The sequence below is a fragment of the Klebsiella sp. MPUS7 genome (assembly GCF_009905335.1).
Classification (GTDB): Bacteria; Pseudomonadota; Gammaproteobacteria; order Enterobacterales; family Enterobacteriaceae; genus Klebsiella; species Klebsiella grimontii.
In genome coordinates, this window is sequence record NZ_CP047604.1 from 2,836,434 (window position 1) to 2,848,730 (window position 12,297).

At 54.5% G+C, this 12,297-nt stretch carries 14 protein-coding genes; 9 read left to right on the forward strand and 5 right to left on the reverse strand.

Annotated elements, in window-relative coordinates:
* The first annotated feature begins 33 nt into the window (after positions 1-33).
* Complete coding sequence (locus tag GUC22_RS13240; RefSeq protein WP_049090394.1) at positions 34-918, forward strand: SDR family oxidoreductase; 885 nt, start codon at positions 34-36, stop codon at positions 916-918.
* Positions 919-968: 50 nt separating this feature from the next.
* Here GUC22_RS13240 and GUC22_RS13245 read toward each other — a convergent pair whose 3' ends face one another.
* The gene (locus GUC22_RS13245) at positions 969-1,199 is read right to left on the reverse strand and encodes a hypothetical protein (RefSeq protein WP_024358173.1); all 231 of its coding nucleotides are present in this window, start codon (positions 1,197-1,199) and stop codon (positions 969-971) included.
* Positions 1,200-1,516: 317 nt separating this feature from the next.
* Between GUC22_RS13245 and GUC22_RS13250 the strand changes: the two genes are divergently transcribed.
* Positions 1,517-1,678 (forward strand): YqaE/Pmp3 family membrane protein, encoded by a 162-nt coding sequence (locus GUC22_RS13250; RefSeq protein WP_004120471.1) that lies wholly within the window; start codon positions 1,517-1,519, stop codon positions 1,676-1,678.
* Between the two features lie 79 nt (positions 1,679-1,757).
* Positions 1,758-2,201: an Ivy family C-type lysozyme inhibitor gene (ivy, locus tag GUC22_RS13255; protein WP_154063176.1), complete on the forward strand. Its 444-nt coding sequence runs from the start codon at positions 1,758-1,760 to the stop codon at positions 2,199-2,201.
* Positions 2,202-2,305: 104 nt separating this feature from the next.
* Here ivy and nqrE read toward each other — a convergent pair whose 3' ends face one another.
* Together nqrE and GUC22_RS13265 are read right to left on the reverse strand one after the other, a co-directional pair.
* A complete protein-coding gene (nqrE, locus tag GUC22_RS13260) occupies positions 2,306-2,917 on the reverse strand; it encodes an NADH:ubiquinone reductase (Na(+)-transporting) subunit E (RefSeq protein WP_032711060.1) in 612 nt (203 codons plus the stop codon).
* A gap of 120 nt (positions 2,918-3,037) precedes the next feature.
* Positions 3,038-4,576: a cyclic diguanylate phosphodiesterase gene (locus GUC22_RS13265; protein WP_064342663.1), complete on the reverse strand. Its 1,539-nt coding sequence runs from the start codon at positions 4,574-4,576 to the stop codon at positions 3,038-3,040.
* A 272-nt stretch (positions 4,577-4,848) separates the two neighbouring features.
* Here GUC22_RS13265 and GUC22_RS13270 point away from each other — a divergent pair, with 272 nt between their 5' ends.
* The 5 genes from GUC22_RS13270 (at position 4,849) to GUC22_RS13290 (ending at position 10,974) form a co-directional block, all read left to right on the forward strand.
* The gene (locus GUC22_RS13270; protein WP_160183572.1) at positions 4,849-6,174 is read left to right on the forward strand and encodes a glycoside hydrolase family 10 protein; all 1,326 of its coding nucleotides are present in this window, start codon (positions 4,849-4,851) and stop codon (positions 6,172-6,174) included.
* 30 nt (positions 6,175-6,204) lie between these two features.
* Positions 6,205-6,657 carry a nuclear transport factor 2 family protein gene (locus tag GUC22_RS13275; protein WP_004137151.1) on the forward strand — a complete coding sequence of 151 codons (453 nt, stop codon included), beginning with the start codon at positions 6,205-6,207 and terminating at the stop codon, positions 6,655-6,657.
* 123 nt (positions 6,658-6,780) lie between these two features.
* Positions 6,781-7,203 (forward strand): hypothetical protein, encoded by a 423-nt coding sequence (locus GUC22_RS13280; RefSeq protein ID WP_004137156.1) that lies wholly within the window; start codon positions 6,781-6,783, stop codon positions 7,201-7,203.
* A 16-nt stretch (positions 7,204-7,219) separates the two neighbouring features.
* Positions 7,220-10,327, forward strand: a complete 3,108-nt coding sequence (locus GUC22_RS13285; RefSeq protein WP_160183573.1) for a multidrug efflux RND transporter permease subunit — start codon at positions 7,220-7,222, stop codon at positions 10,325-10,327.
* An 11-nt stretch (positions 10,328-10,338) separates the two neighbouring features.
* Positions 10,339-10,974 carry a TetR/AcrR family transcriptional regulator gene (locus tag GUC22_RS13290; RefSeq protein WP_024358181.1) on the forward strand — a complete coding sequence of 212 codons (636 nt, stop codon included), beginning with the start codon at positions 10,339-10,341 and terminating at the stop codon, positions 10,972-10,974.
* 17 nt (positions 10,975-10,991) lie between these two features.
* Here the strand turns inward: GUC22_RS13290 and GUC22_RS13295 are convergent, their stop codons facing one another.
* Positions 10,992-11,552 carry an RNA polymerase sigma factor gene (locus GUC22_RS13295; RefSeq protein ID WP_024358182.1) on the reverse strand — a complete coding sequence of 187 codons (561 nt, stop codon included), beginning with the start codon at positions 11,550-11,552 and terminating at the stop codon, positions 10,992-10,994.
* A 5-nt stretch (positions 11,553-11,557) separates the two neighbouring features.
* Positions 11,558-11,983, reverse strand: a complete 426-nt coding sequence (locus tag GUC22_RS13300; RefSeq protein WP_004120488.1) for a hypothetical protein — start codon at positions 11,981-11,983, stop codon at positions 11,558-11,560.
* Between the two features lie 198 nt (positions 11,984-12,181).
* Here GUC22_RS13300 and ykgR point away from each other — a divergent pair, with 198 nt between their 5' ends.
* On the forward strand, positions 12,182-12,283 hold the full coding sequence (ykgR, locus tag GUC22_RS27545; protein ID WP_004137159.1) for a small membrane protein YkgR: 102 nt from the start codon (positions 12,182-12,184) through the stop codon (positions 12,281-12,283).
* Positions 12,284-12,297 lie beyond the last annotated feature (14 nt).

Below are 12,297 nucleotides of genomic sequence, written 5' to 3' on the forward strand. Positions count from 1 at the left end.
TAATCTTAAATTTCATTTATTAAGGAGGCCGGTATGACAACAGGAAATAATTCAACGCTACACTATCCACTTCCGCCGTTTGTCGAGCAGCCGCAGCAACCCCCGGGGCTGGCATCGGAAATGAAGCCCCTTCCCGACCACGGCGAAACCAGCTACATCGGTTCCGGGAAGCTTGTGGGGAAAAAAGCGCTGATTACCGGCGGTGATTCGGGTATTGGCCGGGCAGTTGCTATCGCCTTCGCGCGCGAAGGCGCGGATGTCGCGATCGGCTACCTGCCGGAGGAGGAATCCGACGCGGCTGCCGTTATCGCGCTGATACAGGCCGAGGGCAGAAAAGCCGTCGCCATTCCCGGCGACATCCGGGTTGAATCATTTTGCGATACCCTGGTCGAAAAGGCGGTCGCGGAGCTTGGCGGGCTGGATATTGTGGTTAACAACGCCGGCAGGCAGCAATATTGCGAATCCATCGAAGAGTTGACTACCGCCGCTTTTGACGCGACCTTTAAAACCAACGTTTATGCGCCATTCTGGATAACCAAAGCCGCGCTTCGCCATCTGTCTGAGGGCGCGGCTATCATCAACACCTCTTCCGTCCAGGCGTTTAAACCCAGCGAGATCCTGCTGGATTATGCCCAGACCAAAGCCTGCAACGTTGCGTTTACGAAATCGCTGGCAAAGCAGCTGGGTCCGCGCGGTATCCGCGTTAATGCCGTGGCGCCGGGCCCGTACTGGACGCCTCTGCAGTCAAGCGGCGGCCAGCCGCAGGAGAAGGTTCAGCAGTTTGGCGAGGATACGCCGCTCGGCAGACCGGGACAGCCGGTTGAGATAGCGCCCCTTTACGTACTCCTGGCTTCCGACGCGTGCTCCTACGCTTCTGGCCAGGTCTGGTGCTCTGATGGCGGCACCGGGGTAGCATAAAAGAGATCGTCGCTGTGGCGCGCTCTATTCGCGCGCCGCAGCGACGAACGCTAGTAGCGTAAAAGGAACTGGATGAGGGTTATCAGCAAATAAAAACCGCAGACGATTTGCACACCTCTCCAGCCCCACCTGAAATAACGCCACTGATAACGCTCTCTGGCATTCGCCTGCGCAATGGCGGGCTCCAGGCTCTGCTTTTTCTGCTTACTTCTCAGTAGGCTCCAGCCCCACCAGACAATGACCATGATGACGATAACTTTATACAGGATGATGTTGCCCATGCCGCCGCCATTTTACGATTGGATAAAACTGCCTGCGAGTGTAGCGCACTTCTCGCCTCGTTACCTGCATACCTTATTGACGTTTAAACATGTTTACGCTGGAACCCTCTTGTTCTGTCAGCGCGGCTGATGTAGCGATATCGTAGAATAATCTTATATATGTCAAAAAGGTGAATTGCGACTTTTCTCTTTATTAAATATGTAGTATCAAGGCGCTGGTAATATTAGCAGTCTTATTATTCAAAAAGTTAAAATTTGCAAAACCAGACGTAACCGCTAAAATAACCATGAGCTAACTCACTAAGCAGGGAGATATTATGGGTTTTTGGCGAATTGTGTTGACGATTATTCTACCGCCACTCGGCGTGCTGCTGGGTAAAGGGTTTGGCTGGGCCTTCATTCTCAATATTATTTTAACCATCCTCGGTTATATTCCAGGGCTTATTCACGCGTTTTGGGTTCAAACCAAAAACACCTAATCAGAAATATCTTACAGTTTGACTCGCCGGCTTATCCCCGGACATTAAACGGAAGCAGAAAGTTCGCAGGAGCAATACCATGCTTAAACAATTAACCGCTATCGTTTTGCTGGCTGCAGCAACCAATGCCATGGCGCAAGACGATATGACGCTGGACAGTCTGGTCAAAAAGGAACCGGCAGCCTTTAGTCAAATGGTAAAAGGTCACCCTCTGCCCGCCTGGGTAAAGACGGGCGGAACCGCCTCGCCTGCCAGAACGGTGAAGCTTGGCGCAGAGACTTATCAGGTACTCAGCGTCTGTAAACCCCACGATTGCGCGACGGAACGCTTCGCCGTGCTGTGGTCTGAAAAGTCCAGACAGATGACCGGGCTTTTCTCTACCGTTGATGAAAAAACCGCCCAGGAGAAACTGACCTGGCTTAACGTTAGCGACGATCTTTCCATCGATGGTAAAACGGTGCTCTTTGCCGCCCTGAGCGGCAGCCTGGAAAATCATCCCGACGCATTTAACTTTCAGCAGTAGCCCGTAGCCAAAAATTGACGCCTGTGGCCGGAACGGTAATCCGGTCATCCCCATTCTGCCGCTCTGACCCGGGGTCTGGACGGCAGAATAACGTCCTTTTCCGGCTACAACGAGATGCCGGCGAATGACATAAACCCCAGCGACATTAGCCCGGCGGTAATAAATACGCTGCCTAACCCGCGCAACCCCTTCGGCATGTTGGCGTATTTCAACTTTTCGCGTATGCCGGCCAGCGCCACGATCGCCAGCGCCCAGCCAATACCGCACCCGGTACCGTAAGTGAGTGACTCAAAGAAGCTGTATTCACGCTGCACCATAAAAATGGTCGCGCCGAAAATGGCGCAGTGAATGGTTAATAACGGCAGAAACGGGCCTAAAGCGTGGTTTAACGCATGAAAGTATTTATCGATGACCATCTCGAGGATCTGCACCAGCGCCGCGAGAACGCCGATAAAAGTGATAAAATCGAGAAAGCTCAGATCGACCCCTTCGATCAGGGCGTTCTCTTTCAGCAGATGATTGTAAATCAGGTTATTTATCGGCGTCGCTATCGCCAGCAGCGCTGTTACCGTCACGCCGAGACGAAATGCGACATCGATTTTTTTCGAGATAGCGAGAAAAGTACACATGCCGAGGAAAAAATTAAGCGCCATATTCTCGACAAAAACCGCGCGGATAAAAATATTGAGGTGAGATTCGAACAAGACAACCTCCATGTTGTTGAGTTGTTTCTCAATCATGCCAAACTTTCAGGTGAAACAGGCAATAACGACTCGGTTTTGCCGAGTCGATCACCTTTTAATTTCCTGAGTTTTGATAAGGCGGGACAGCCGCCTTTACTCGCCCTCTCTGCGCTGGAGAAACGTGCGCGGAAGCATCTCAATAAATTCATCAACCGGCACCGGTTTTGAAAAGTAGTAGCCCTGGTAGAGGGTAATGCCCATATTTTTGAGCATCTCAAGCTGCTCTTTATCCTCAACGCCCTCGGCAATAATCTGGCAATGAAATTTTTTCGCCAGATTGACCATATTCATCACCACCAGCGCTGAAGCGTTATTGGTCACAATGTTGAAGGTAAAGACTTTATCGATTTTAATAATCTCCGGATTAAACTGCTGGATGTAGCTGTAGTTTGCATACCCGGTACCAAAATCATCCAGCGAAAACTGCACGCCAATACGCCTGAGTTGGTCCGTCACCGCTGACGTCTGCAGGGTATTTGCAATCGACTCCCGCTCGGTTATCTCCAGGACAAGGCGTACTTTTGCCGCTTTCATCTGTTGGGTAAACGTCTGGCACAGGGTCACAATTTCGTCGTCCTGGAAGTTTACCGAGCTGGTGTTAAAGCAGATAAACAGCCCCGCGGGAATGACGGACTGCTGTCGCCGGAGCTGGCGACTCACCTCAGCAAAGCAAATCGCCGTCACTTCTTTGATAAGACCGGTCTGTTCGGCGACGGAGATAAATTTATCCGGCGCAATAAACCCCTGTTTTGGATGCTCCCAGCGCACCAGCACTTCGCCGCCGACGATCTGACCGGTGTCGCTGCCGATAATCGGCTGAATATAGGGTTTGAGCTGTTTGAGTTCGATAGCCTGCCTGAGCTGATACTCAATCGTATTCCGGTAGCGGAGGTAGTTTCTGAACAAAAATGTCAGCAGCAGGGAGGCCAGAATAATGGCGATAAGGGTGTGTTGTTCATAACGGATAAATGCGCCGGGGCCGGACGCGTAATGGCGGTCGGCAATAACCGAATAGTGAAACTGCTCTGATTCCATGCGTACGGGAACGCGAATACCCGGGCTCGTTGTCACTTCCCCCTTATGGGTCATTACCCGGTCGCCAACCTGAAGATACAGATGAGCGTCGCCGTCGAGAACGTTTAAAATGTTGTATAAATAATAGCCATCCACGCCCACCAGAATCGTATTTCCCCGGTCGTCCTGTTCGCTGTAAACCATCAATGGATGGAGCGGCGTGATTTCACTGCCGCTCAGCAGACGTAAAGCGCCATGCGTATATTGGCGGCGATCGAACTGAAATTTCCGTCCGCCATAAACCGAGGTGCAGTATATTTCATTATCCTTACCTAAATTCACCGTGCGCACATCGGGAATAGTGGCCACCAGCGTGCGTAGCTCCGTCAGGACATTCTCATTACAGCTTTTCCCATAGAACGGTTCAGCCATATTAGCGGCCTGCTCCGCATGAGAAACGGTCACATCAAGGCTGGCTATCGCCTGCTGAAGCCGCGCATGAATATCGTTATCCACTTTTTTTTGCATTTGCCAGTAACAAAGCCCTGTACCGAAGCTCAGCACCGCAATTAAAAATAAGAATATCCACAGACGATGGCGTGATAAGGAGTCGTTCATTGTGCTAATCCAGTTTGACGCGCCGCAGCGGGCCGACGGCCAATAGTTTGACCAAATTTTAATAAATCCTGTTTATACTCGCCCTGAACCGATCAAGTTTTAATGCATATCAATGATATATCATGGCAAACCGTTGCGTGATGCGAGAGTCGTTTTCTTCGCCTGAGGTTTGCGTGCTTTTGCTGCTGCACCCGTAGCTAAACTATTGACTTAAAGTCGAATAATATGAAAATGACTCTTTTGTGCGCTGACCAGAAAAGCTGGCAAATATCATGACGATCCGCTCCTGTAAATTTCTCCTGAACAAGGTGAAAATATCCGCCGTAGCAATAGCTGCTGCGCTGCTGTTGGCCCACTGCGGCAGCAAACCGCCCGTTTCTCTCGTCACACCCATGCCGCCCGCGACCAGGCAGCCGACGTTACCCAAAAGTCATGAGCCGGTACGCGGCGTGTGGCTGACAACCGTTTCGCGCCTCGACTGGCCGCCGCTGGAATCGGTGAATGGCAGCATTACGGCCAACCGACGTATCGCCCTCCAGCAGCAGGCGCTGACTGCCAAGCTGGATAATTTAAAGAGCCTCGGCATTAACACCGTCTTCTTCCAGGTGAAACCGGATGGCACAGCGCTCTGGCCATCGAAGATCCTGCCGTGGTCCGATATGCTGACCGGAAAAATCGGCGAGGATCCGGGCTACGATCCGCTTAAGTTCATGCTGGACGAGGCCCATAAGCGCGGTATGCGCGTTCATGCCTGGTTTAACCCCTATCGCGTTTCGGTCAACACCCGGCCGAAAACCGTCACCGAGCTTAACGGTACGCTATCGCAGGTTCCCGCCAGCGTATACGTTCTGCACCCCGATTGGATACGCACCTCCGGCGATCGCTTCGTGCTCGATCCGGGCATCCCGGAAGTGCGCGACTGGATAACCAGTATCGTGGCGGAAGTCGTGGAGCATTATCCGGTTGACGGCGTCCAGTTCGACGACTATTTCTACACCGAATCGCCGGGATCGGCGCTGAACGACAGCCGGACGTTCCAGCAGTACGGTCAGGGATTTGCCGTGAAGGCGGACTGGCGGCGGCATAATACCCAACTGCTGATCGAGCAGGTTTCCCGTACCATCAAGCAGCTGAACCCCGAGGTTGAATTCGGCGTCAGTCCGGCAGGCGTCTGGCGCAACCGTTCCCACGATCCGGCCGGTTCCGACACCCGCGGCGCGGCGGCCTACGATGAGTCCTATGCCGATACCCGTCTCTGGGTGCAGCAGGGATGGCTGGACTATATCGCGCCGCAGATTTATTGGCCCTTCGCCCGCGACGCGGCCCGCTACGACGTGCTGGCAAAGTGGTGGGCTGACGTGGTGAAACCCACCCATACCCGCCTCTATATCGGCGTGGCGCTGTACAAGGTGGGCGAACCGTCGAAGAACGAACCCGACTGGATGATTAACGGCGGCGTGCCGGAATTGAAAAAGCAGCTTGATCTGAATGAATCCATGCCGCAAATTCAGGGCACGATTTTGTTCAGAGAGAATTACCTCAATCAGCCGCAAACCCAGCAGGCCGTTAACTACCTGAAAAGCCGCTGGGGAGGTTGATTCCCACACCTGCCCCAACCGGAGAATGTTATGTTGAAAAAATCGATTGTCGCCTTTTCCTTGTTCTGCGCTCTGACGCCCGCCGTTTTTGCGGGCAACAGTGAAAATGAACAGCTGAATAAAAAGAATGTCATTGATTTTTATAATAAAGCGTTAAATGACAAAGACTTTGCCGCCGCCAGACCCTATCTCGGAGACCGCTACATACAGCATAACCCGATGGCGAAAGACGGCGTGGAAGGCTTTCAGCAGTTTATCGCCTTCCTGAAGAACAAATATCCCGACTCCCACAGTGAAATTAAGCAGGCGTTTGTTGATGGCGATCATGTGATCCTGCACGTTGAGGTCACCGGTCGCGAGCCGGGCGTGACGCGGGCGATTATTGATATCTTCCGCGTCGACAAGCAGCATAAAATCATTGAGCACTGGGACGTTACCCAGAACGTTCCGCAAAAAACCGCCAGCGGCAACAGCATGTTCTAAAACCCGGCCAGGAGCCTTCTGCTAACACTCTCGCTTTCCCTTTTTTCATTCGTACAGACTATCGCTTGTTTAAACATTTTATTTACTTTACTGTAAAGTAAATAAACAAACGAGATCAGACTGATGTTCAACGAAAGAAAATGGGGAAAGCTTTTTTATTTCATTGCATTAGCCATTTTTCCCGGCGCGGTGAACGCCGCTTTACCCAGCCTACCCGCGCAGGGCGCCTCGCTCTATGACGCCTGCTCCCACCTACAAGAACCCGCCGAGGCCTGGCGCTGTCGCGCCCTGCTCATTAGCCAGCGCGTGGAACAGCGGCGGCGCTATCTGCACTTTTTACTTCAGCAGAATATTTTCAGCATTCAAACCTACGACTATCTGTGGAGTGAATACCAGCGTGCGACGTCATGTTCTGAGATCGGCGCCTTCTTGATGAGCAAAGTTCACGATGAGGCATTCCATGGGCTGCCCTTTACCCCGCTTCCGCCCGATGATGCGATAAGCGCGCCGCCTGCGGTGTTTACCCTGCAAGACGCCATTAACTGACCTGAGGTGCGTAACAATGCTGGCTCGCTTTTTTGTCTTTCGCCCCGTGTTCGCCGCCGTCATCGCCATCTGCATTATGGCGGCCGGCGCCCTTGCCCTGCTGACGCTGCCGGTAGAACAGTATCCGGATATCGCCCCTCCTGCCGTCAACGTCACGGCGAACTATACCGGCGCTTCAGCGGAAACCGTCGAGGATAGCGTTACCCAGGTGCTGGAGCAGCAGATTAAAGGCATCGATGGGCTGATCTATTTCTCCTCAAGCAGCAGTTCGGCTGGGCAGGCGCGGATTAGCCTTAGCTTCGATCAGGGCGTAAACCCTGATATGGCGCAGGTACAGGTACAAAATGCGGTAAACCAGGCGATTACCCGCTTACCGCAGGAGGTACAGCAGCAAGGCATTACCGTTACCAAACCCCAGGGCGACAGCCTGATGGTGGTTGCCCTGTATGACAAAAGCGAGCAATTAACCAGCCTTGATATCAGCGATTTCCTCGTCAGTTCCCTGCAGGAGCCATTGAGCCGGGTTGAAGGCGTGGGTGAAACCACCGTTTTTGGCGCGCAGTACGCCATGCGCATCTGGCTTAATCCGCTCCAGCTGACCAGCTACGGTTTGATGCCCTCGGACGTGCAGGCCGCCATTGAAGCGCAGAATTCGCAGGTTACCAGCGGTGAAATTGGCTCGCTGCCGACGCTTGAGGGACAGTATCTGAACGCCACGGTGGCGACGCAGTCTCGGCTTGAACGTCCTGAGCAATTTGAGAATATTATTCTGCGCACGAATAGCGACGGCTCGGTGGTGTACCTGCGCGATGTGGCCCGCGTGGAGATCGGCGCGGAAAACTATCAAAACCAAACTACGCTCAATGGTTACCCCTCCGCCGGGATCTCGATTCAACTGGCCTCGGGAGCCAACGCGCTGGAAACGGCGGAAAAAGTTCGGGCCGAAGTCGAACGCCTCTCTTCCCGCTTTCCGCAAGGCGTGGTCGCCGCCTATCCGCGCGACAGCACACCGTTTGTGACGGTATCGATCGAAAGCGTGGTGCATACGCTGATTGAAGCGATCCTCTTTGTCGTGGCCGTCATGTATCTTTTTCTGCAGAGCTGGCGGGCGACGCTGATCCCGACCCTTACGGTTCCGGTAGTTCTGCTGGGTACTTTCGGTATTCTCAGCCTGCTCGGTTACAGCATTAATACGCTCACCCTGTTTGCGATGGTGCTGGCAATCGGCCTGCTGGTTGATGACGCTATCGTGGTAGTGGAAAACGTTGAGCGTTTGATGGCAGAGGAAGACCTCACCCCGCTGGAGGCCACGCTGCGCTCGATGAATGAGATAACCGGGGCACTAATCGGTATTGCGTTGGTTCTCTCCGCCGTTTTTATTCCGATGGCGCTCTTTGGCGGCTCGGTCGGGATTATCTATCGCCAGTTTACCGTGACTATTGTCTCAGCCATGGCGCTGTCCGCGCTGGTCGCTCTGACGCTGACGCCAACGCTATGCGCCCACCTGCTCAAGCCAGGACACATGAAAAAAGGGCGTTTTTTCACCCTTTTCAATCGCGGCGTGACGATAAGTCAGAACCGCTACCTGGCCACGCTCCAACGAATAACCGCCCGTCCGTTTCGTTTTGTCTGCCTGGCCCTGATCCTGACCTTTTTGATGCTCTGGCAATATCAGAAGCTCGCTAGCGGATTTCTGCCCGAGGAGGATCAGGGCGCGGTCATGGTTCAATACACGCTGCCGTCTGGCTCGCCGATGTCAATGACCGAGGAGGTTGGCGCTGATATTGCCCGCTATTTTATGACCGAGGAGGAAGATAACCTCAACGTTATCTTTATGGTCACCGGGAGAAACAATGCCGGCAGTGGGCAGAACGTCGGCATGGCATTCGCTGAGTTAAAGCACTGGGACCTGCGTCCTGGTAAGAAAAACAGCGCCCAGGCCATTATTTCCCGCGCGAACCAGTACTTTAATAAAAACGCCCGGCAGGCCAACATCAGCGTGATGTCGCCCCCGACCGTGCGCGGGCTTGGGCAATCCAGCGGCTTTGAGCTATGGCTGCAGGACAGCGCGGAAAATGGCAGCGCTGCGCTTATGCAGGCGCAAACCACCCTGCTCAATGCCGCCAGAGAAAATCCCGCTCTGGACGCGGTACGAATTAATAGTCTGGAAGAAAAAGCGCAGTTGCAGGTCAACGTCGACAGACAAAAAGCGCAGGCTCAGGGCCTGGATCAGGCTGATATCAACAATACGCTCTCAGCGGCCTGGGGGGGCGTATATGTTAACGACTTTATCGACCGTGGGCGGGTTAAACGCGTGTATATGCAAGGAGATGCGGCCTGGCGTTCGACGCCGGAAAATTTATCCGCCTGGTTTGTGCGCGGCGACAGCAACAACATGGCCTCCTTCGACAGCTTCTCGTCCCTGCGCTGGACCACCGGACCGCAGATGCTTCAGCGGTTTAACGGTCTGTCGGCCGTGCAGTTTCAGGGAGGCGCGGCGCCGGGCGTCAGTTCCGGCGCCGCGATGGCGGAGATGGCCGACCTGGTCAGCTCGATGAACGGGTTTGATCTGCAATGGAGCGGTTTGTCCTGGCAGGAGCAGTCATCTTCGGTGCAAACGCTGTGGGTCTACCTGGCGTCGCTGGCCTTTATGTTTTTATGCCTGGCCGCCTTATATGAGAGCTGGTCGGTTCCCATTGCCGTAATGCTGATTATCCCGTTGGGCATTATTGGCGCCATCAGCGCTTCGTTGCTCGCCGGTTATGAAAACGATATCTACTTCCAGGTGGGGATGTTGACGACAATGGGCCTCTCGTCCAAAAACGCGATTCTGATCGTTGAATTCGCCCTGGCGCAGTTCCAGCAAGGGAAAAACCTGTCGGAAGCCACCCTCGAAGGCGCGCGCCTGCGCTTGCGCCCCATCGTGATGACCTCACTCGCATTTGTTGTTGGCGTAATCCCTCTGGTACTCTCTACCGGCGCGGGGGCTTCCAGCCAACGAGAGATAGGCACCGCGGTCATCGGCGGCATGCTCACCGGGACGCTGCTGACCTTGTTTTTCGCGCCATTATTTTTCCTGCTGGTGCAGCAAGGAATGATGCGGCTAAAAAGACGCAAACCGTAAGGACTCAACTGATGGGAAATCAACGCGGGCGGCCGATGAAAGCCCGCCCACGCATTTTACAAACCGCCCGGGCGCTGTTTCTGCAGCACGGGCTTGATGTGTCTCTGGATACCATCGCCGCCGAAGCGGGAACCACGCGCCCGACGCTGTACAGCCATTTCCCCGGCGGAAAAGACGCGCTGCTGCTGGAGACGTTCGCCTTTCTCAACGACGCTATGCAGCCGCCCCTGCAACAGCTTCTACAGGACAGCCAGCAGGATCTGCCGGCGCTGCTGCGGGGATTCGCCAGGGTTGTCCAGCACCATTTTTATGCACCGGAAAACATCCACTTTCAACGCCTGCTCATCCAGGTGCTGGTGCAAAAACCGGAGCTGTACGTCACGCTAGAGCAGCGCCCCTCGGGACGCGTGTTGCAGGCGCTCAGCGATATCCTCGCGAAGAAACGAGATCAGGGCCAGCTGACCCTCAGCGACCCGCAGCTCCAGGCAACGGCGTTTCTCGGCGCGATTATGGGCTATCCGCTGCCGGGAGCCTTAATTGCGCAAAATGCGCTAACGGCAGAAATGCTGGAGCCGCTCGCCGAATGCGCGATTAGCGTGTTCCTCACGGCCTGGGGCTATAAGCCATCATCATCCGGCGCCCTGTGAACGGGGCCGGAATACGCCTAACCGGCGAGGAGCTCATCGTACAGGCTACGCAGGCGGGTGCGAAGGTAGAGAACGGCTTTATGCTTACGCGAGAGCAGCGCCTGCTCGCTGACGCCGGACTCTTCGGCCAGCTCCCGGTAGCTATAGCCCTGCAGTTCGGTTTTCTCAAATGCCTCACGCTGGGCGGGCGGCAGCTCCGAAAGCGCCTGGTTTAGCTCCTCCCAGAGCAGCGCTTTCAGATACTCATCCTCCGGCGTTTGCGGCACGCCAAACAGCGTCTCGGCCAGCTCGTCCTCAGGAAAATCGCCCTCCTCCTCCTCGCTGAAGCCGCCCGTCAGCGGCAGCTCGCGTTTTTTCCTCGCCCTGTCGGTCATTTCGTTACGCGCCGCCCGAAACAGCCAGGCGGCGATATTCTCCACCGGCTGTTCGACGCGAATGAGCTGATACGTCACTTCCTGCAGGATATCGTCCGCCTCATCGCGCAGCGGGGTCCGTCCGCGGATAAAAGCCTTCAGCCGCGACCGGCAGGCGTTGAGGGCGGAAACAAGCCGTGACTCCGCCACGGTGCCGTTTTTCATTGTGTTCACTCGGGATCCGCGTTTTTAGCTGGACTCTCCTGCTGCGGCCCATGCTCGCCTCGGCGGTCACGCCAGCCGCAGGGGCCGTGATGCCCGCGGCGGCCGAAGCGCTGAGCAAACTCCTCGCGCTGCTCGGGGCTCATGTTCATCCAGCGTTCATGCATCCGCCGCCGGGCGTGCCCCATGCCAAACATGCCCGGCCGAAAACCGAGGCCGCCGAACAGGATCCGCGACAGCGCCAGAATCCCTAACGCCTGCCAGAAACCGATGCTCTTCACGCCAAGAATTGCCGGCAGCAGCGCATTCCACAGCGACATCACCACCAGCCCAAGCACGGCGATTAACGCCACGCCGATAATAAGCGGTTTTGCCATTCTGTGACGACCAAAGCGCTGATGGTGATGCTGACCGTGCATATCGAAATCTCTCATCTTCTGTTTACCTCATAATGCTCGTGAATATTAGCCTGTGCAGAGGTAGACGAATGAGCGGACAAAATATTGCTGAGAAAATTTAAAAATCGACACACTTTATTTGTATGACAAATTTTAATGTGTGATCTTCATCACCTTCTATCGCGCGCGGCGGCGGTAAGGTTCCCCGATGATTCATTGAAAAAAGAGGAACTTATGAACGCAGTAAAATCACTAAAAGCGGACTGGGCGATTATTACGTTGATGATTGTTGTCGCGGTCGTGATGTATGGCTATCTGATCCCTAAATACTGGTAATCGAAGTCCGCCCC